Genomic DNA, 18,580 nt, shown 5'->3' with positions numbered 1-18,580 from the left:
GGCGCTGCTGTCAAACTAATTTTTTAGTAGAAAGGAAGAAGTAGATCAACGCATTGTTTTATATCGATTATTACCGTTTACGTTGGAGGGTGAACTTCATGGATCACGCCAATTAGCATCAAATACGTGCGCTGCAAACGGCCCATTCCTTCCGTTCGACCCTGGTCACCTTCTCGCGGTGCTGACCGTCAAAGCTGTCGTTCGCTGCAATCGCGAAGCTGGAAAGTAGACGATGGTCTGGGGAACGGCTCTGAGCGGAGATGTAACTTTAACGGACGATGTTGCAGCTTAACCCAACAGACCTGCCATCTATGGATTGTGGTTTCGTCAGGACCCAAGGGCGGGTGCTGATTTGGATGGCCTTTGTGTACTTCGAAGATCTCACGTGCAAACTATCATCCCAGCTCGAACATCTGATCAGTCGGATTTGGCGATCTCTAATGCTTGTTCCCTTAGCCAATTGATCGCTGGATTGAAGCGGCTACGCTCGTGGCGGACAAGAAAATAAGGGAAGCCACAACTCGGCCGAAATGGAGCTGAACAAAGAGAGGTCAATTTCTGGACTTGCTTTGCCAGCCGCTTGGGGACAGCTGCAACTGCATCCGTCTGTCCTACCAAAAAAGGTAATGTGGTGAAGTAAGGCTGCTGGAACACAGCATTCGAACCATCTCCTTTTTCCCGCATGATCGTATCGGGTTTCAGACCCGAAGTGCCCGGAAAACTGAACTCGATTAACCGGTAAGCCGAAACGTCTTGCGGAGTAAGTGCCCGTTTTGATGACGCATGTTCTTCAAGCGGATGGCCTTGTCGGAACAGGATTTCGTAGGTTTCATCAAATAGCTTCTGAACAAGTAAATCGTTCCTGGCATCCAAATCCGCGTATAGCAGTAGATCAATTGCTCCTTTTTCCAAATCGGTAAAGCTTTGCGGCACCAGTGGCGAGACATCGAACCTTATTGCTGGTGCGGTAACGGCAAAGACCTCCATCATGGGTCCCAGGACAGCCGCGACGCCGTAATCTGTCGAAGCGATGCGGTAGCAATAGTTGGACTGTGCTGGATCAAAGGCGGAAGGCTGGAAGACGTCAGCTATCGCTGACAGGGCAGCATCGACCGGTTCATTCAAGCCCAGAGCATGATCCGTTAATTGGTATCCGGACTGCGTTCGGATCAGCACCGGATCTCCAATAAGGTCGCGTACCCGGGCGAGTATTCGACTGGCGGCGGGCTGGCTGATCCCCAGATGTATTGCCGTGCGTGTCACGCTGCTTGTGCGAAGCAGGAGCTGTAGGAACCGTAGAGTCCTAACATCCAGAGAAGTTAAAATGTCATTCATTTTTTGCATGCTCATCATGCTATTTGCGTCATCCCAATTATGCCCGTCGCGAGTTAACTGACAAGTGAAGCTTAACCGGGCGCCCCCCCAGATCGGGGCGCTCGATCCAAGATCGTTTGGTTGTCGAGACCATCAAACTGTATTCGAAAGGGCAGCAGCTGTGATTACACGACGCATGTTCAACTCAATCGCGATTGCAACATCCATGAGCGGAGCTTTCACCTCCCGCGCTAGCACAGCGGAGGCATCCGGTGACCCAGATCAATCGGCATTTGGCTCTTATGATGTTGAAACAGTGTCCTTTGACAGCTCTGGGGAAACCCTTGTTGGAAAGTTGTTGAGACCTGCTTCGGAAGGACTTCACCCGGCAGCTGTGATCATCGGCCCTGTTGCATTCGTCAAGGAACAGTCACCGGTGCAATATGCAACCCGCCTGGCATCGCGCGGGCTGGCCGTTCTGATATTCGATCCACGCTATCACGGAGAAAGCTCGGGCACACCCCGACGCTACGAGTCTGGTGAAGCCAAGGTTGAAGACTGCCAAGCCGCCCTTGGTTTTCTCGCAAACCAAGAAGGCATCGACGCAAACCGGCTTCATCTTCTCGGGATTTGTCAGGGCGTCAACTGGGCGATTGAAACAGCGGTGACAGACGGTCGCGTGGCCTCTCTCGGGGTTGTCGCGGGCCACTATCTAACTGAGGAAACTGCCAGAATGTACCTTGGCAGTGATGCCGAGGTTGAAGCACGCATAGATCGCGCGGCCAAAGCAGCCACCGAATTCGAAAAAACGGGGGAAGCAAGCTACATCCCGATCGTCGGCTCTGAGGATGCCCTTCTGACCGCAACTGCCATCGCAGACTGGTACCTACCATGGGATAACAGGGCCCCTTGGCTGACTTTCAAAGGGGGTTGGGAAAACCGCATCACCGCGATGAGCGAAGCTGGCATTTGGGGCTGGCGGATCGACGAAACAGCCCCTCAACTGAACCTGCCTGTATTGATGATCCATGGCGACAGAGCTGCAAGCGGTCAGGTCATTCCCCGCCGCATTTTTGAAGAAATCGCGTCAGAAAAGAAGACGCTGTATTGGATCGACGGCGCCAACCAGCTTCAGTTTTACGAAGACCCGTTGATCATTGATGCCGCCGTCAATGCTCTGGCTCCGCACTTTCTTGCCTCCAATTGAACCCTTTGATGCAAACCGCTCGGTTCATTGACGCCGCCCCGGAACAATCATTGCCGGAAAAACGGGCGGCAACATCAAAGCATAGATACACCGGAGAATTATTTGAGATGAAAGTTCTTTCGTTATTGGTCACTTGCACCACGGCCTTCCCTGTTGTCGCCGAACAGGAGCTGCCGCCCTTTACCGAAGCCGTTTTGCCGATGGGAAATGATGTCTATGCCGTATCGATTGGACCGGGTGGGCCAGATGAAGAGTTCAGCTCAGACGCCACTAACGGCGGGCTCTACAAGCTCACTCCTGATGGCGTGTCCGAAGAAATCAAACTCTCAGATGGGCAAGGTCTTCGTAACCCAACAGGAATGGTGCGTTCCGGCAACCAGATTGTCATTGTGGATGGCAATGAGGTCATTTCTACCGCTTCGGATGGCACGGTAAACTGGCGTCAGGCTCTCGATGACGATGGTGTTTTTCTCTACGATATCGAAGCCCTCGACGACGACACCCTTCTTGTGAGTGATTTTGGGCGCGGCGCATTCCTATCGGTCGCAGCCCAAACCGGACAAATTCAACCTCACCTCGGCGATTTGCGCATCAGTGGTCTCGCCCGCTTTGCAATCGCAGAGACAGGTATTTACGCTGTGTCCTGGGGTAGCGACGACGCCTGGGACAGCGCTTTGTATTGGGTTCCGCATTCAGGCAACGGAGATACTGCGGTAGCTGTTTCAACCGGCTTTGGTAGCTTGGAATCCGTTGAAGTCGTGCACGGCACAGTTGTTGTCGGGGGTTACCGAGGCCACGAGAAATACCCGAATGCGAGGCTCTTGCGCGTTGAAACTGATGGGTCCGTAGATCCACTGAGCGTCGGGTCTCATTCGCGTGGGATTTCCGATATACTCTTCGATGGGTGGTCGATTTGGCTGAGCTATTTCTATGACGCATCCTATGCGGAGTTGCCGTCTCAGACGGTGAAAAGTCTCGACCAATAGACGCACGCACTCCGGTTTTCATGGCGCCTGGCTTCCGCAGTAGCATATGGTCGGGGAGCTAACTAGCGGTCCAAAGCGGCCACTGGACATGCTGCAATGGCAGCGCACTTCCAGACATTCGCTACAGACGCGTAATGCTCACGCTGCAGGTGGTCACGTTAATTGTTTCCCATTGCGTGCTTTAGATATCACGTTCGTTCGAGTGTTAGTCTTTTGATGTCAGATTATGGCAGCCGATCACGCCTGCATATTTCATCGCTTACAAATTTCTCCACCCATTGATCAACCCAACCGCCGCGTCTGCATAGCTCCTTGGGAACTGGTCGGATGTCCGGGCTTTCATGATCGTATGAAGTCCCAGCAACAGGCCGATCAGCAGCTTTGCCGCCTCATCCGGGTCAACATCGATGTGCACGGTCCCTTCAATTTTGGCGCGGCTGAGGATCGCAGCAAACCTTCTTTCCAAGGCGGTGAGGTATCTCTCGATTCGGGCATTCACCTCGGGGTCAGTGCGGTGAAACGAACTGATCGAATTGAAGGCAAGGCACCCCGCATCCTCGATCTTCGGCATACGTTCTGCCGAGGCGATACCCTGGAACCAATCGCTGAGGTCATTCAGCGAATAGGTGTCGGGGTCGGGGAAGTGCCGAGCCTCGGCATTGTCCAGATAAGTATCAAGTGTCTTTAGGAAGAACTTCTCTTTTCCGCCATAGGTGGTTTGCAGTGTGAACCGAGTTAGCCCGGTCTCCTGCTCCAGTTCCCGCGTGCTGGCACCATGGTATCCCCGCCGCCAAAACAGGTCCAAAGCGCCTGCCACAGCACTGTCGTGATCCGTCTTGCGTTTGCGCGCCACAGATTTCTCCTTGCTTTTTCTATCCGCATGGATAGTAATAAATTCCTATCCACTTGGATAGCATTGCGGGCGCGCGGCTGCAAATGCCGCGTGGCCCCACGTCAAACGGAGACCTGACATGATCGCCATCGACCCGACAACCGGGGCCTCAAAGCCCGTAACACTGCGCGCCATCTTCATTCTGAACGCGCTGAAAATCCTGCTGGCCCTTGGCTTCTTCGCCGCGTTCAAATTCTACGGGCTGCAGGTCGGAGAACTGGCAGGCCCCCAAGCCGCCAACCTGATGCTCTATACGATGCTGGGATATATGGTGACTTTTGCCTGCATCATCGCATCCATCCTCAGGCGCAGCCTGGTCGGTATCCGCGCAGCGATTGCCGTTGATTTTCTGGTCTCGATCCCGGCAACGGCGGTCATCGGCTTTATCATCGCGATCATCAGCATGGGCCTGACGTTTGCGGCCTCTGTCCGCTCCTATTTCGCCTATCGCGGCTGAGGTGTTCAGATGAGTCACCCAAACACGATCGACGGCCAATGTATCTGTGGCGCGGTGCGCTATCGGGTGCGGGACAATATGACCGCCTTCAAACTCTGCTATTGCAGCTTCTGCCAAAAGGCCTCGGGCTCGGCCCATGTTGCGAATGCGTTCACCACGCCCGATCAGATCGAATGGCTGGAAGGCAAAAACATGCTGACCACCTTCGACGTGCCCAATTCCCAAGTACGCCGGGTGTTCTGCCGGAACTGCGGGACGACGCTGCCATTCGAGACTCAAAACGGCAAGATTCTGATTGTCCCCGTTGGCAGCTTGTCCTGCCCGCCGTCCCAACCCGTCAACGCGATCGTTGGCTGGTCGTCCCGACCTGCGTGGTATGGTGAGGCGCTGGGCCTGATCGAAGAGACTTGCAATGCAGAAAGAGTGGCTCAATGAGTACCGAACAAGAGATCTCACCCGACTTCCCGTTTGACTCGAAATATGTCGAGGTGAATGGGCAGCGCATTCACTATGTCGAGGAAGGCGACGGCTCGCCGGTTCTGTTTCTGCACGGCAATCCCACCTCGTCTTATCTGTGGCGCAACATCATTCCCTATGCCGCCGGGCAGGGCCGCGCTATCGCGATGGATCTGATCGGTATGGGCAAATCGGATAAGCCGGATATTCCCTACCGCTTTGTCGACCACGTTCCCTACGTTGACGGATTCATCGAGGCGCTGGGGTTAGAGGACGTAACGCTCGTCATTCATGACTGGGGCTCGGCATTGGGGTTTCACTATGCGCACCGACATCCCGAGAACATCCGCGGCATCGTGTTCATGGAGGGCGTGGTCCGCCCGATGAGTTGGGCGGGATTTCCGCCCGATTTCCGCACCGGGTTTCGCTTGATGCGGACGCCGGGTCTGGGATGGATGATGATCTCGGGCCTGAATATGTTCGTCGAGAAAATCCTGCCAAGCGCCATAGTACGTGATCTGGCACCGCAAGAAATGTCGCAGTACCGTGCGCCCTTTCCCACAGCACGAAGTCGCAAGCCGGTTCGTGTGTGGCCTTGCGAGATTCCGATCGATGGCACGCCTTCTGACGTTCATGAGATCGTCAGCGCCTACAGCCGTTGGTTGGGAGAAACGCAAACCCCGATGCTGATGTTCCACGCCACGCCCGGAGGCACCATCGGGACAAAAGAGGTCGCCTGGTGCCATCAGACCATCCAGAACCTCGAAGCGGTGGATATCGGCAAAGGCATTCATTTCCTACAGGAAGATAACCCCCATCTGATCGGAGAAAAGCTGGAGGAGTGGTTGGCGCGATTGCCCGCATGACCCCGTGCTGCCACGTGTAGCGGCTGAGCCGTATACATAAATCAGATTTCCTGATTTTATGCTTTAACTATCACCCAATACGTTCAAAGGCCAAACACCGGAGGGAAACCCTGTTGAATCTGACGACCCCCATCCCTTTGATTCTAGCGGCTGTACTGCCCGCCTTTCTGGACCGGTGCTCCGGGTCTGATACCAGCGTCGCTTTGGGCGTATTGGCGCGCGACCGGGTGGCTTTGACCGCGACAGCCAGCGAAATCGTCGTCGATTTGCCTATTGCCGAAGGTGCCGTGGTCAAGGCAGGCGACACGCTGGTTCAGCTTGATCCAACATTGCAAAGCTCAAAACTGGCACTGGCGCAGGCTGAACTGGAAAAGGCGCAGGCCACGCTTCTGAAGCTGCAGGTGGGGCCGCGAGAGGAGGAGATTGCGATAGCCGAGGCCAAAGTCGCGGGCGCTGTTGCACGCCTTGCCGATGCCGAAGCCATCTATGACCGAAACGCCAGACTGGTCGAAAACTCGGTCGTGACCGAAGCGCAGGTAGCAAATGATCTGGCCCTGCGCGATTCCGCGCGAGCTGAACTGGCCAGCGCTCAGGAATCGCTTAAAGAGTTGCAGAACGGCACCAGACCCGAAGACCTGGCGGTTGCCGAAGCCAACGTACGGGCCGCCGAAGCGTTGGTTTCCGCCGAGCAAACAGTTCTGGACGACTTGACGGTTACGGCCACCCGCGACGGCGTGCTGGATTCTCTGCCGTGGAATTTGGGCGAGCGGGTAACATCCGGCAGCCCGGTTGCCGTGATGGTCACGGGCCAGACGCCTTACGCGCGCGTCTATGTGCCCGAGCCGCATCGCGTCAATCTGAAACCCGGCGACACGCTGGAAGTACGCATTGACGGGCTGGCCGATCCGCTGGACGGCGTGATCCGCTGGATCAGCGACGACGCGTCCTTCACCCCCTATTACGGATTGAACAAGGACGACCGCACGCGCCTTGTCTATTTGGCCGAGATTGACTTGCCCACTGCAACACCCGACCTGCCCGCCGGAGTGCCAGTGCAGGTCCCCATGCCATGAGTGATATCGTCGTCTCGACGCAGGGTCTGACCCGTCGGTTTGGGGAAAACACCGCAGTCAACAATCTGGACCTCGAAATCCGAACGGGCCAGATATACGGGTTTCTCGGCCCCAACGGCTGCGGCAAGACAACTACCATGCGCATGCTGACCGGCCTACTGACCCCCAGCAGCGGGGCAATTTCGGTTTTGGGCCGATCAATGCCCGAAGCGGCTGAGCCGTTAAAAAATGAGATCGGGTACATGACCCAGATCTTCTCGTATTACCGCGACCTGACAGTGCTGGAGAACCTTCGGTTCGCGGCAGAAATTTATGGCATTCCAGTGAAGTCGGCCAAGGACCGGATTGAAGAACTGCTGCACACCTATGACCTGACAACCAACATTGATCAGCTCAGCGGCAGCATGAGCGGCGGGCAAAGACAAAAACTCGCCCTTGCAGCGACCGTCATGCACCGACCAAAACTGTTGTTTCTGGATGAACCGACCTCGGCCGTTGACCCCGAAACCCGACGCACTTTCTGGGAACAGCTGTTCGATCTGGTCGATCAGGGCGCGACGATGATCGTCTCGACCCATTTCATGGACGAGGCCGAACGCTGCCACCGCTTGGCGATCTTGCAGCACGGGGTGAAGAAGGCGGACGGCTCTCCGCGTGAGTTGATGGATGATCTGCAGGCCGATGTTGTCGAAGTTGAAGGCCCGGACCTGCGCAAGGTCAAACACGCGTTGGACGTCCAGCCCATGATCTTGTCGACCGCGCAAGTCGGATCGCGGCTGCGTGTGCTGGTGGATAAATCCGAACCTCAGCCGGTGGACATGTTGCGCGGCCAACTTGCTGCGTTTCCCGACCTGTCCCTGACCCTGCAGCGACCAAATCTGGAAGACGTGTTCGTCAGCGCCACACGGGGGCCAAAACAGTGATCTCGCCACGCCGCATCGCTGCTGTACTGAAGAAAGAACTGTTACAACTGCGGCGGGATCGGATGGCCTTTGCCATGGTGATCATGATCCCCCTGATCCAACTGCTGCTGTTTGGCTATGCGATCAACACCAACCTGCGCCATGTGCCTGTCGCACTGGTGGACCAGTCCGGAACAGAGTTGTCCCGAACATTGGCGCAGATCGTTCAGGCCACGCAGGTCGTGACCATCACCGAACATCTAACAACCCCGCAAGAAGCCGAGCGCGCGATCACTGAATCCCGCGTGCGCGCCGCGCTTATCATCCCATCAGACGTCAGCCAACGCCTTGCCCGAAGCCCGTCTGTCGGGCTGGGCCTGCCCAACGCAACGGACAAGACCAGTAGCCGACCGGTTGCCCATTGGATCGTCGATGGCTCGGACACGATGGTGGCCAGCGCAATCAAATCCCTGCGCACGATGCCTTTGACAGAACTGCTGAAACAACCACCAAACCGGCAGGTGCCTACCTTCGAGGTGACGCTTTACTTCAACCCTGAACAGCGATCAGCAGTCAATATCGTGCCAGGTCTTGTCGGCGTGATCCTGACCATGACGATGATCCTGTTCACTTCAGCCGCCATCGTCCGCGAACGCGAACGGGGCAATATGGAGATGCTGATCAACACCCCGATCAAATCGATCGAACTGATGATCGGGAAGATCATCCCCTATATCTTTCTGGGCCTGATACAGGTCGCAATCATCCTCGGCCTCGGGTATGTCCTTTTCGATGTCCCGATAAACGGCGGATTGGGCATTTTGCTTGTGGTGACCTTGTTGTTCATCATCGCCAGCCTGTCGCTTGGGCTGGTGATTTCCACGCTTGCGCAGAACCAATTGCAATCAATGCAGATGACTATCTTTGTTCTGCTGCCATCGATCCTGATGTCGGGCTTTATGTTCCCCTTCGACGGCATGCCGCAACCAGTCCAGATGATTGCTCAGGTTCTGCCCGCCACTCATTTTATGGACATGATCCGCGGCGTGGTCCTGCGTGGCGCGTCGCTATACGAGTTGCGCTGGGGAATTCTCTGGATGATTGGATTTGCGGCATTCGGATTGTTGGCGGCCACTCTAAGGTTCAAGAAACGGTTGGGTTGAAGGCGGCCCAGAGCTGCCGTCCGTGCGGGAATTGAATGCTGCATTGAGGCTTCCCAGAATCGGGAATTGAAAGACCTCTGTTGAAAACTAAACAACTCGAGGCGCAACCGCAGCCTCATCCGAGCAACGTACGCATCTCACCGTTTTCAAGAACAGCAGTACGACGAGGATCGTGCATCGCAGTTTGAAGCATGGCATGAGCCAATTCATCGGAAGTTACACCGATGGACGGCATCAGCCTTTGGAGCGGTTTGAAAAGGTAGTCAGCCAACTTCCATGTGTTTCTCGGGCCTGACGGCGCAATATAGCCTGGACGAAAGGCGAACCTCCGTTCGAGGTCAGATGCAAACAGTTTGCTCTCCGCTTCGCCCTTAATCTTCAATGCAAAGGACATACCGCCGCCATCTGGCCGAGCACCTTGTGCGGAAAACAAGCAGAACGTCGCGCGGGGCGCAGACCTCTCGCAAGCCGCCAGCAAAGCGCACATCCATTCTACTGTGATTTCCTCGTATTCTGTTCGACTGACGCGCGCGGAATAAGTGGCAAGGCAATGGAAGACGGTGTCGATGCCATCAAGATAGGTTTCGATGGCTTGGGTATCGCCGAATGCTGCAAAGCTCACATCGTTCAGCTTTTGGTGATCTATATGGCACGGCCTGCGCCCAAGTGACACTATTTCGCGCGCAGTTTTTTCGTTCAGCAATGCCGCAAGTACCGAGGAACCCACCATTCCCGTCGCACCCGTCAGCAGGACGCGCCCAAGTGGTCGTATTGTCTTGTCAGGCGGATTGAGCACGGCGCTCTGCCTCTGCTTTCAAGCCGCGATTGAAAGCTTGGTAACCTTCCACATACATTTTTGCCAAACGCCCTCCCATCAGGAACGTGATGCCTCCTATGATTTCATCGGATTGTATGAAGCGAGTTTTGCCACTCTCCAGCGGCTCGACACAAAAGTGATGGTTATCGCGAATACCGCCCGGTCCTTTCTCCGCCCAATAGAACTCTGCCCCGTCCACGACCGAGATTGCGTGATCCAGCGTGGTCAACTTCTCTTTTGATGAATCAAGCTGAAAGTCGACGGTGATCGTCGATTCATCCGTAATCTCTCCCTTGATACCCACAAGGAACACAGCCCAGTCCTTGTAGTTTGCCGTGTCGGTCAACACCGACCAGACCACGTCCGGCGGCGCATCGATCACAATGTCGGTGTGGATTTTGTGATGTGAGAGGCTCACTTTTTCCGATGATCCGGTTTCCATGACAATCCTTCCTTTGAGGTCTCAGGCGTTCTGTGGTGATACGCGATCCCCGCCCTGAATTGTGATCTGCCCAAAACGATCCCGCATGCGCTTGGATCGAAAAAGGTAGATCGAGATGATGATGTAATTGACCCATTCCTGGGCGAAGTTCCGGTAGCGATCCGGATTTTCCAACATGTCTAAGGTTTGCACAGCACACATCGTGGCAAGCGCGGTGAACATGACCAGCATGGCAATCGGAGTGACGCTCCAGCGCAGGACGTATCTGGCCAGATAGGTGGCACCCGAAGCGGTGATCAATATCCAATGGAGAGTTTGCATGCCCGGCGGAAAGGTCGCGTTTTGCAAAGGCATAAGCGGCGCCAGCCCGGTGAAGTATTCAAGAAACCCGAGAAGCCCCCAGCCCAACATGTAGCTGAGGCGAGCACGATCAGATACTCGAAACCCCGCGAGAGTCGCTGCATGAACCTGTTCATCCCCGTCCCTCAGATCACGAATGTCTGGTCGGTCATCTCTTCCGAGAGACGCCACAAACGTTTGGCCAAACCGTGGTCTTCGCAAATTGGATTGCGGATCGCGACACCGGTCTTGCCACTCATCTCTTCGGGGCCTGTAGGGCCGTAGTACTCGCCGCCTTTGACCTGATCAGACAAAGCGGCGAACAGAGATGGCCTCGCAGCGTCTTCATTGGAGTGCAGAAGTTGTTCGACTTGTGCCTTCATGTTAGCGCGCGTTTCTTCGTCCAAATCGTTGAACAGACCGGAGTCCGACCCGCCCGGATGCACAGTTAGCGACTTCAGCAACTTGCCCGAAGCCTTGAGTTGACGGTCCAGTTCGTCGCCGAACAGAAGGCAGGCGAGCTTTGATTGACCGTAAGCGACACCACCGTCCCGGTCGCATGTAAGATCGTCAAAGTGAATGTTCGCGTTCTTGTGGGCGATACTGGAAAGCGAGACGATCCGCGATGCGGGGTCGTCCAGGAACATGTCGATCAGCAGTGCGGTCAGCAGAAAATGTCCCAGGTGGTTGGTTGCGAATTGCAACTCGACACCATCAGCATTTGTTTGAGCTGAGTAAAGCAGAATACCCGCGTTGTTTATCAGCACATCCAGCTTGGAGTACCGGGCGCGGAAAGCCTCAGCGAACGCGCGAACCGAAGTCAAATCACTTAAGTCCAGCACGAGGATGTCGATTGATGCGGAAGGAATTCGCGCGAGAACGTTTGCTTTGGCGGCTGCGGCCTTTTCAAGGCTGCGGCACGCCATGACGACGTGAAAACCTGCTTCGGCCATACCGACTGTCGTTTCAAACCCGATTCCATTGTTTGCACCGGTGACGATCGCGACTTTTCCAGATTGTTTAGACATCTCGCATCCTGACAAATTGACATATTGTGATTGATTGTCAATGTTGACACTAAGCGCTCATTTGTCAATATGTAAATCATGAAAGATCGCTACGACTACATCCTCGAAGCCGCGAAGCAGCTTTTTCTTCGCTACGGCGTGAAGCGAACGGGCATGAACGACATCGCCCATGAAGCGGGCATCTCGCGGCAAACACTATACAAAGCATTCGCAAACAAGGATGAGGTGCTGCAGGCCACGATCCGATCGCTGGCAGACAGAGTCGTTCTGGATATCGAGGCCGGTCTTAAAAAAGCTGACGGACTTGGAGCACAACTTGATATCGTCTTCAAATATGCCGTCATTGAGCACTATGATTTCTTGCAGTCTTCGCCCAATGCCGAGGACATCATCGCTGGCGTAACTTCGACAAGTCAGAATGAGCTGGAGGCCGGTGCAAAGCGAAACACCGAGATCATCGCGCGTGTCCTGGAGCCGTATTCGAGTGCGATTGAAAGCTGTGACCTGACTGTTGATCAGTACGCGGATTTTATCCAGCGCTCTTCAACAGCGGCCAAGTACAGCGCAAAGAACAAGAAACACTTGATCGGATTGCTGTCCGCTTTGCGAATGTCGGCGTTGAAAGTCACCAGCAGCGTTCAGACGGGCTAGGCCCATAGCAGACCTTGAACAGAAAATTGAAATGCTGCGTTGGCAGCCCGCGTTGCCGACATTGGCGGCAAGCGCACAGTATCGATACAGTTCTGAAAGCTACCTAGGGCGGTCTGGGGCGTGGGGGTTACGCGCAATCAAGCTTTCTATTTCGTTTATTGCTGCAACCGGCAAGGCACCGAAGGTCAATGCCGCTGAAATACCCTCAATTTGTTCTTCTGTCCGAGCGCCTGGAATCGGTATGTATGTTTCAGATTGGCCCCAAATCCACCCGAGAGCCCCCTGCACAAGCGTTCGGCCATTTGTGGTCAGTAAATCGCGAATCGCATCGAGTTGTCGCATGAAATCTGGATTTGCCCTGCCATCCGTATAGTACTCCATCCAGCTTTCGCCGGATGCGCGCACATCATCCGATGCGATAACGGTATTCTGATGGTACTTCCCTGAAAGCAGCCCCATCGCAAGTGGTGAGCGGATAAGGGACAACAGTCCTTCCTCTTGGACAACCTGTTGCATGCGAGGCGCATCGAAAAAGACGTTCATCACGTATTCGACCGCCTTGAAGCCATCCCTGGTCGAGGCCGCCCTGGCGTTTTGGGAATAGTCAGTGCTCCAACCATAGGCGCGCAACTTCCCGGCCTCTTTTAAACGGTCCAGTTCGTCAAACACGGCCTCGGCCTGGTCTATTGGCATATCGTTCACATGCAACAGCAAGAGATCAATCCGATCCCGTTCCAGCCGCGACAGACACCCATCTAGTGCAGGGCCAACCTGAGCTGGGGTGAAGGGGTCAAATGAAATCTGCCTGCTCGCTTCATCGATCCCAACCCCAATCTTTGTGACAATCAGGGTGTCGGGTCGATGCTTGAGCGCTTTGCCTAACAAACGTTCCGAATGCCCCGCGCCATAGGCGGCAGCGGTGTCAAAAAGTGTGATTCCACCATCCAATGCGGCGTGGATTGTACGAATGGAGACACCGTCGTCCGATCGGGTGTAACCCAACGACTGCTCGCCACAATACATTTTGCCACCAATCGGCCAGCACCCCATGCCAAGGGGTGAGATTTCGGTTTCGAGAAAGTTCATGTGTGAGTCTCCTGACTGATACTTCAGAAGAAACGCCATCACAGTCTTTTCATCAACAATATAAAATGTAAGTTTCATTTCATGTATGAAAGCTACTTTGACTGGGACAACCTGCGGCTTTTTCTTGCGGTTGCCAGAGCGGGCGGGCTTGGGCCAGCAGCTGAACAGACCGGCAAGAGCGCACCCACACTGGGTCGGCGCATGATCGAGTTGGAACGCAATCTGGGAACTGAGTTGTTTCACCGTAAACCGCGTGGGTATGATCTGACTGAGGACGGACAAGCGCTGTTGAAAAAAGTCGAACGCATCGAAGCGCGTGTCCTACCTGTCACGGAAAGCGGCCTTGCCACCTCACCACCGTTGGTTAAAATTTCGGCCGGGACCTGGGTGACAAGGATTTTGATCAGCGCTGTCGGAAGACTTACGGGATCAATGTCAGTTCGGCTGCGTTTCATCTCGTCAGAAGACCTACTGAACATCGGGCACAGGGAAGCCGCGATTGGTATTCGAAATCACCGGCCAGAAGAGATAGGCTTGGCCGGTCGCAAGATCGGGCGAGTTCGGTTTGGAGTCTATGCTGCGGATGAAAGCATTTCGACCTGGGTTCGCGTGATGTCCAACACACCCTCGGCCAGATGGGTGAGAGAGCATTCGCAAGAGGACGACGCCATCGAAGTTACGGCGCCACAAAATGCGCTTGAGCTTGCAAATGCAGGTCTTGCCCGAGCGGTTCTGCCAACTTTCATTGGAAACACGCAGCCGGGCCTGATACCAGTGTCACCTTTGATTGACGATCTGGAACATGATCAATGGCTCGTCACGCATCATGAAGATCGGTTTCTTGCTGAGGTGCGGCATGTCATAGATCGCGCTCATGCAGTGATGTCGGAAGCTTGTGAAAACGGTTGAACCGATGTTGGCTGTTAGCACTATTCGCCCAACAGTTCCATCAACCGCGCGTAAGCTGTTTGGCCGCGTCTGAAGGTTGGCAGACGGAAAAACTCGTCCGGTGCATGTTGGTTTTCATCCTCATGTCCAAAGGCAAACATGACAGCGTGCAAACCCAGCTCGTCCAGTAAGGTCGACATCACAGGGATCGAGCCACCAACGCGGGTTTTATAAGCGGGTTTGCCGTAAACCTCTTCGAGAACCTGACCCGCGATGGCAGTTGCGTTGTGGCCAGCAGGTACAAGAAATGGGTCCGCGCGCCCAGGGTTGCGCGATACCTGAGCGGTGACACCCGGCGGGCATTCGGCCTCGACATGGGCGGAGATCAGATCAAAGATCTTTTCAGGACTCTGATTGGCGACCAAGCGACACGTGATCTTAGCCGAAGCAACCGCGGGCAAAACGGTCTTTGTGCCTTCCCCTTGCCAACCGCTGGTCAGGCCATTGACCTCAAGCGTCGGACGTGCCCACAGATTTTCACGTGTGGAATATCCTGGCTCGCCCAAGGTCTCTGGTGCTCCAGTCTGGGCAAGATAGGCCGCTTCATCCCAAGGCACCCGCGCAATTGCCGTGCGATCTTCATCGGTCAGCTCGATGACATCGTCGTAGAAGCCATTCACCGTGATTCGACCATTGGTCGATTTCATACTGGCCAGCAACTGGGCAAGCGCCATCGCGGGATTTGCGACGCCGCCGCCATGCATGCCAGAATGCAGATCGGATTTCGCGCCCTGAACCGAGATCTCAAGTGAGGTGAGCCCTTTCAGACCCAGAACCAGTTGCGGCGTCTCGGTATCCCACTGACTTCCATCGGCTGAAAAGATCATATCGGCCTGAAGTCGGTCGAGATTCGCTTCGATAAAGGGCGGAAGGTCGGGCGATCCGATCTCTTCTTGGCCCTCAAAGAAAAACCGCACGTTCACAGGCAGCTTCCCAGTCTTCGCCATCAATGCCTCAGCCGCAAGGATCGGTATTAACATTGCACCCTTGTCGTCGGTCGCCCCACGCCCGTAAATCCGATCGCCGCGGATCGTCGGCTCGAACGGAGGTGAGGACCAGAGCTCAAATGGTTCGGCTGGTTGCACGTCAAAATGGCCATAGATCAGGATTGTAGGCGCATCCGACCCGGCATGCAGCCAATCGGCACAGACCACCGGATGGCCTGCTGTCTCCATCATCTGAACGTTTTCCATTCCCGCCATAACCAACCGATCAACCACCCACTGCCCGGCCTTTCGAACATCGCCCGCGTTTTCGGGTTTGGCTGATACCGATGGAATACGAATGAAGTCGCACAGCTCTTCAACAAAGCGCGATTGGTGTGTGTCGAGATATTCGGTCCAGCTCATTCCATGCCCTCTCTGATGCTGGCGCCTAACTTACGAAACTGGACGTGGCCCGCAAGCCTACGGAAATCAGTGCATCCTGACCCCAATGTAAAGCCAAACTGACGACGCCTACAGAACTGCGAGATCAGGGCGTAGATAGGCCTCAGGGTAAGACATTGGTTTAGATGGCCCTCGGGGAACAACGCCATTCCAACTGCGCCCGAAATATCCCTGGCGGCAATGCACAAGGGATCCGGAGTTTGCAACGCCAGGCAGTGCATACACACGGCATAGCCAACGCCATAAGTATGGATAGTCCAATATCCGCGCTCCGTTAAGCTTCATCCGCACATAGTAGACGGGATCATGGCGATAAAGCGTAGGGAACAGGCGCAGATCGGCCTCTGTGAAGTGAATGCCGGTTAAAAAAGGCCTGCCATCAGAAAGGAGCTGCTCCAATTGTTCAAGTGCCTCGAAATAGGCGTCAAATGCTGCCGTATAGATCGTTTGATCGGACGAAAATCCGGCCTTGTAGGCGCCGTTGTTGATCGCAGTGTAGATCAAGTCATTCAAGTTATGGATGTGTTGGCGCAGTGCTTCGTCGTCCGGGTAAAGCCTCACGCGCCTCTTTGCTGGGATGGTGCCGCCAAGGGACTCTGCAGAGGCATCCAACATGCGGATAATTTCGGCGCTTTCGTTGCTCACGATTTGGCCTGATTTCTTATCATAAAGGATCGGCAGGGATTGTTCTTCGGAGCCTTCGGCACGGTAAATATCTTTGGCAAGGCGCAGTCCTCTGCCAGTTCCGGTCTCTCCGGTGCACTCTGGCAAGGTCTCGCTTGTGAGCGAAGCAATGCGGTTGGGTGCGAACTCCCACAGGTTCGGTCCTTCTGGATCGTCTTTGCCAGTGCGGTTGGGAAATGCCACATCCATCGTGACGCCGTCCTGCAACCCCAGAACACTGCGCGCCAAGGTCACGCGATGACACCACGGGCAATTCAGCGCCACAAACAGGTGATATCGGTTGGGTTCTGCAGGAAAATCCGGATCGCCAACGGAGTGGCGAAAGCCGCTGACGCCGCGCACAAATTCACCCCGTGCGCGGCGCTCAGTGATGGCAGTCTGGTCTTCTTCAGTAGATGTGTCGGTCATGACGTCAGCATCATCCTCTGAGTCTGTGATGCAAGATAATTGGTACGGCCAATTCTTCTTCATCACTCAAGTGGCGTTCCAGAAACGCTTTGATCGCTTCGCTTGTCGCATGGAGCTGCCCGGTCTCATCATAGGCTTGGGCCTCATCCAGAGCAGACAGTTTGATCACACGGTTCGCTGCGCGGGTGAAATCATCCAACACCTTGTTCAGATCGGCGTGATCCTGTTCCAGAAGCTCAAGCCCCGCATCAAATCGCGGGTCTGCAGTCGACAATTCAGGGAAATAGCTACGATCTTCCCAGCCGTGATGACCATGCAGGCTCCCGACCAGGTTGCCGCCATAGTGGGACAGCCGCCCAGCATAATCGTCCAACCCCAAATCGTTGTTCAACACATTTTCCGTGTCCAATCGAATACGTTCCGCCAAGTGGTGGAACATCAGGTGTGCGCCGAGCCAATGCTTGGTTTTTTCTTTGAACCCAGGGTGCGCATCCCAGCTGTCGCGCGGGTATTTTTCCAAGAGAAACCGCATCTCTTTCGGCATATCGTCTTGGCGGATAGTGTATTTATCGAGCATCGGTCGTCTCCTTTCGTGACATAGGTGGGAAATCGGATCAGTCTCACCAGTAGCGCAAAACGCACAGTGACTATGCGTCAGCGAACCCCCGCAAAGTGCATGCCGCCTTGATCAGCGATCGCGTATTTAAGTTGGTGATGTCACGTTGCGTGAAGTCAGACAGGCTGTCTTGGCCGCAAACGCCAGCGTAGACCTGCATAAATTGAGCGGTTATACCAGAGTTTCGCGCGAACCGTTACGCACCGACCTTCAATGCAAACACTGGGTTGTAATGCACGCTCTAGTGCGTGCTTCTCCGTTGGCCATTCAGATTAGAAGTGCGGGGCGAAAAAACGCGCCCCGCACAAGCTTCTAACGACCGCCCGCTTTCCCGGGCATGTTCATCCGCTTGGCCATACGTCGTGGCATTTTCATGCGCAGTTCACGCGGCGGCTTGGCTTTGGTCTTCACACGATTCGTAGATTTCGATGTGTCCTCCACAGCAGGAAGGGTTCGCACACGGGTGATTTTTGGTGGCTTGAAGGGCATATTGCACCTCATGACAAAAAGAAGCTTAAGTCGCGCAGATGCACGACTACGAACGCCCACAAGGGGCTAGCGTCGTGTGTCCATTGTCAGAGTCCTCCGCAGGAGTGTTTCGGTGCGCATTCTGCCATTTAGGTCAGCGCGCGGCGGGATCAGAGAGTATGCTGGTCCATTGTTAGAATCTCCTTTGCGAATGTTGGGAGCGTCTCAGACAACCGAGTATCTGTCAAACCTGTTCAACGAACAGCGACATTTGTCGCCTCGCTTCCGAGCGCGGCCCTGAACTGCGGCTGGTCGATCGGTATCATTGCAATTGCGCGTGGCGTCAGAGAAGAAAATTTCTGCTCAACCAAAACAGACTGCAGTCCTGC

Annotated in this window: 20 protein-coding genes; 10 read left to right on the top strand and 10 right to left on the bottom strand. The window is 54.9% G+C overall.

Features of this window, described 5'->3' with window-relative positions; genetic code table 11:
• Positions 1-417 precede the first annotated feature (417 nt).
• Positions 418-1,350, bottom strand: a complete 933-nt coding sequence (locus ACR0DK_RS04175; RefSeq protein WP_170818986.1) for a LysR family transcriptional regulator — start codon at positions 1,348-1,350, stop codon at positions 418-420.
• 190 nt (positions 1,351-1,540) lie between these two features.
• On the opposite strand from ACR0DK_RS04175, the gene ACR0DK_RS04170 reads away from it, so the two are divergent.
• On the top strand, positions 1,541-2,521 hold the full coding sequence (locus tag ACR0DK_RS04170; protein ID WP_480734885.1) for an alpha/beta hydrolase: 981 nt from the start codon (positions 1,541-1,543) through the stop codon (positions 2,519-2,521).
• A 107-nt stretch (positions 2,522-2,628) separates the two neighbouring features.
• Positions 2,629-3,507 (top strand): hypothetical protein, encoded by an 879-nt coding sequence (locus ACR0DK_RS04165; RefSeq protein WP_170392840.1) that lies wholly within the window; start codon positions 2,629-2,631, stop codon positions 3,505-3,507.
• 259 nt (positions 3,508-3,766) lie between these two features.
• Here ACR0DK_RS04165 and ACR0DK_RS04160 read toward each other — a convergent pair whose 3' ends face one another.
• Positions 3,767-4,360, bottom strand: coding sequence for a TetR family transcriptional regulator C-terminal domain-containing protein (locus ACR0DK_RS04160; RefSeq protein ID WP_170392839.1), 594 nt, complete (start codon positions 4,358-4,360; stop codon positions 3,767-3,769).
• A 118-nt stretch (positions 4,361-4,478) separates the two neighbouring features.
• On the opposite strand from ACR0DK_RS04160, the gene ACR0DK_RS04155 reads away from it, so the two are divergent.
• The 6 genes from ACR0DK_RS04155 (at position 4,479) to ACR0DK_RS04130 (ending at position 9,316) form a co-directional block, all read left to right on the top strand.
• Complete coding sequence (locus tag ACR0DK_RS04155; RefSeq protein WP_480734882.1) at positions 4,479-4,856, top strand: hypothetical protein; 378 nt, start codon at positions 4,479-4,481, stop codon at positions 4,854-4,856.
• Between the two features lie 9 nt (positions 4,857-4,865).
• Positions 4,866-5,291 (top strand): GFA family protein, encoded by a 426-nt coding sequence (locus ACR0DK_RS04150; protein ID WP_223117046.1) that lies wholly within the window; start codon positions 4,866-4,868, stop codon positions 5,289-5,291.
• On the top strand, positions 5,288-6,178 hold the full coding sequence (locus ACR0DK_RS04145; RefSeq protein ID WP_480734880.1) for a haloalkane dehalogenase: 891 nt from the start codon (positions 5,288-5,290) through the stop codon (positions 6,176-6,178). Before ACR0DK_RS04150 ends, ACR0DK_RS04145 begins: the two co-directional genes overlap by 4 nt.
• A gap of 113 nt (positions 6,179-6,291) precedes the next feature.
• On the top strand, positions 6,292-7,251 hold the full coding sequence (locus ACR0DK_RS04140; protein ID WP_480503697.1) for an HlyD family secretion protein: 960 nt from the start codon (positions 6,292-6,294) through the stop codon (positions 7,249-7,251).
• Positions 7,248-8,174 carry an ABC transporter ATP-binding protein gene (locus tag ACR0DK_RS04135; protein WP_170392835.1) on the top strand — a complete coding sequence of 309 codons (927 nt, stop codon included), beginning with the start codon at positions 7,248-7,250 and terminating at the stop codon, positions 8,172-8,174. Before ACR0DK_RS04140 ends, ACR0DK_RS04135 begins: the two co-directional genes overlap by 4 nt.
• Positions 8,171-9,316: an ABC transporter permease gene (locus ACR0DK_RS04130; RefSeq protein ID WP_480734878.1), complete on the top strand. Its 1,146-nt coding sequence runs from the start codon at positions 8,171-8,173 to the stop codon at positions 9,314-9,316. Before ACR0DK_RS04135 ends, ACR0DK_RS04130 begins: the two co-directional genes overlap by 4 nt.
• 115 nt (positions 9,317-9,431) lie before the next feature.
• Here the strand turns inward: ACR0DK_RS04130 and ACR0DK_RS04125 are convergent, their stop codons facing one another.
• From ACR0DK_RS04125 to ACR0DK_RS04110, 4 genes are all read right to left on the bottom strand, one after another.
• Complete coding sequence (locus tag ACR0DK_RS04125; RefSeq protein ID WP_480734877.1) at positions 9,432-10,112, bottom strand: NAD-dependent epimerase/dehydratase family protein; 681 nt, start codon at positions 10,110-10,112, stop codon at positions 9,432-9,434.
• The gene (locus ACR0DK_RS04120; protein ID WP_480734876.1) at positions 10,096-10,575 is read right to left on the bottom strand and encodes an SRPBCC domain-containing protein; all 480 of its coding nucleotides are present in this window, start codon (positions 10,573-10,575) and stop codon (positions 10,096-10,098) included. The genes ACR0DK_RS04125 and ACR0DK_RS04120 overlap by 17 nt, the downstream gene beginning before the upstream one ends.
• Positions 10,576-10,596: 21 nt before the next feature.
• Positions 10,597-10,896, bottom strand: coding sequence for a hypothetical protein (locus ACR0DK_RS04115; protein ID WP_480734874.1), 300 nt, complete (start codon positions 10,894-10,896; stop codon positions 10,597-10,599).
• 164 nt (positions 10,897-11,060) lie between these two features.
• Positions 11,061-11,942: an oxidoreductase gene (locus ACR0DK_RS04110; protein ID WP_480734872.1), complete on the bottom strand. Its 882-nt coding sequence runs from the start codon at positions 11,940-11,942 to the stop codon at positions 11,061-11,063.
• A 78-nt stretch (positions 11,943-12,020) separates the two neighbouring features.
• On the opposite strand from ACR0DK_RS04110, the gene ACR0DK_RS04105 reads away from it, so the two are divergent.
• Positions 12,021-12,593: a TetR/AcrR family transcriptional regulator gene (locus ACR0DK_RS04105; RefSeq protein WP_480734870.1), complete on the top strand. Its 573-nt coding sequence runs from the start codon at positions 12,021-12,023 to the stop codon at positions 12,591-12,593.
• Positions 12,594-12,692: 99 nt separating this feature from the next.
• On the opposite strand, the gene ACR0DK_RS04100 is transcribed toward ACR0DK_RS04105, so the two are convergent.
• Positions 12,693-13,679, bottom strand: coding sequence for an aldo/keto reductase (locus tag ACR0DK_RS04100; protein WP_480734868.1), 987 nt, complete (start codon positions 13,677-13,679; stop codon positions 12,693-12,695).
• A gap of 81 nt (positions 13,680-13,760) precedes the next feature.
• Between ACR0DK_RS04100 and ACR0DK_RS04095 the strand changes: the two genes are divergently transcribed.
• On the top strand, positions 13,761-14,588 hold the full coding sequence (locus ACR0DK_RS04095; protein ID WP_480734866.1) for a LysR family transcriptional regulator: 828 nt from the start codon (positions 13,761-13,763) through the stop codon (positions 14,586-14,588).
• Between the two features lie 20 nt (positions 14,589-14,608).
• On the opposite strand, the gene ACR0DK_RS04090 is transcribed toward ACR0DK_RS04095, so the two are convergent.
• From ACR0DK_RS04090 to ACR0DK_RS04080, 3 genes are all read right to left on the bottom strand, one after another.
• Positions 14,609-15,976 carry a dipeptidase gene (locus tag ACR0DK_RS04090; protein ID WP_223117038.1) on the bottom strand — a complete coding sequence of 456 codons (1,368 nt, stop codon included), beginning with the start codon at positions 15,974-15,976 and terminating at the stop codon, positions 14,609-14,611.
• A gap of 108 nt (positions 15,977-16,084) precedes the next feature.
• Positions 16,085-17,107 (bottom strand): glutathione S-transferase C-terminal domain-containing protein, encoded by a 1,023-nt coding sequence (locus ACR0DK_RS04085; protein ID WP_480734863.1) that lies wholly within the window; start codon positions 17,105-17,107, stop codon positions 16,085-16,087.
• 10 nt (positions 17,108-17,117) lie between these two features.
• Positions 17,118-17,684, bottom strand: coding sequence for a hemerythrin domain-containing protein (locus ACR0DK_RS04080; protein ID WP_170392824.1), 567 nt, complete (start codon positions 17,682-17,684; stop codon positions 17,118-17,120).
• Positions 17,685-18,580 lie beyond the last annotated feature (896 nt).

Source organism: Ruegeria sp. CE6 (assembly GCF_056537485.1).
The sequence above is the reverse complement of the archived record's forward strand: the minus strand, read 5'-3'. Positions and strand labels throughout refer to the sequence as shown.

Excerpts from the sequence above, each read along its gene's own strand:
- ACR0DK_RS04090 (WP_223117038.1), bottom strand. The coding sequence starts at position 15,976 with ATGAGCTGGACCGAATATCTCGACACACACCAATCGCGCTTTGTTGAA.
- ACR0DK_RS04115 (WP_480734874.1), bottom strand. The coding sequence starts at position 10,896 with ATGCAAACTCTCCATTGGATATTGATCACCGCTTCGGGTGCCACCTAT.
- ACR0DK_RS04170 (WP_480734885.1), top strand. The coding sequence starts at position 1,541 with ATGAGCGGAGCTTTCACCTCCCGCGCTAGCACAGCGGAGGCATCCGGT.
- ACR0DK_RS04175 (WP_170818986.1), bottom strand. The coding sequence starts at position 1,350 with ATGAGCATGCAAAAAATGAATGACATTTTAACTTCTCTGGATGTTAGG.
- ACR0DK_RS04110 (WP_480734872.1), bottom strand. The coding sequence starts at position 11,942 with ATGTCTAAACAATCTGGAAAAGTCGCGATCGTCACCGGTGCAAACAAT.
- ACR0DK_RS04095 (WP_480734866.1), top strand. The coding sequence starts at position 13,761 with ATGTATGAAAGCTACTTTGACTGGGACAACCTGCGGCTTTTTCTTGCG.
- ACR0DK_RS04105 (WP_480734870.1), top strand. The coding sequence starts at position 12,021 with ATGAAAGATCGCTACGACTACATCCTCGAAGCCGCGAAGCAGCTTTTT.
- ACR0DK_RS04155 (WP_480734882.1), top strand. The coding sequence starts at position 4,479 with ATGATCGCCATCGACCCGACAACCGGGGCCTCAAAGCCCGTAACACTG.
- ACR0DK_RS04135 (WP_170392835.1), top strand. The coding sequence starts at position 7,248 with ATGAGTGATATCGTCGTCTCGACGCAGGGTCTGACCCGTCGGTTTGGG.
- ACR0DK_RS04085 (WP_480734863.1), bottom strand. The coding sequence starts at position 17,107 with ATGACCGACACATCTACTGAAGAAGACCAGACTGCCATCACTGAGCGC.
- ACR0DK_RS04100 (WP_480734868.1), bottom strand. The coding sequence starts at position 13,679 with ATGAACTTTCTCGAAACCGAAATCTCACCCCTTGGCATGGGGTGCTGG.
- ACR0DK_RS04145 (WP_480734880.1), top strand. The coding sequence starts at position 5,288 with ATGAGTACCGAACAAGAGATCTCACCCGACTTCCCGTTTGACTCGAAA.
- ACR0DK_RS04165 (WP_170392840.1), top strand. The coding sequence starts at position 2,629 with ATGAAAGTTCTTTCGTTATTGGTCACTTGCACCACGGCCTTCCCTGTT.
- ACR0DK_RS04150 (WP_223117046.1), top strand. The coding sequence starts at position 4,866 with ATGAGTCACCCAAACACGATCGACGGCCAATGTATCTGTGGCGCGGTG.
- ACR0DK_RS04120 (WP_480734876.1), bottom strand. The coding sequence starts at position 10,575 with ATGGAAACCGGATCATCGGAAAAAGTGAGCCTCTCACATCACAAAATC.
- ACR0DK_RS04080 (WP_170392824.1), bottom strand. The coding sequence starts at position 17,684 with ATGCTCGATAAATACACTATCCGCCAAGACGATATGCCGAAAGAGATG.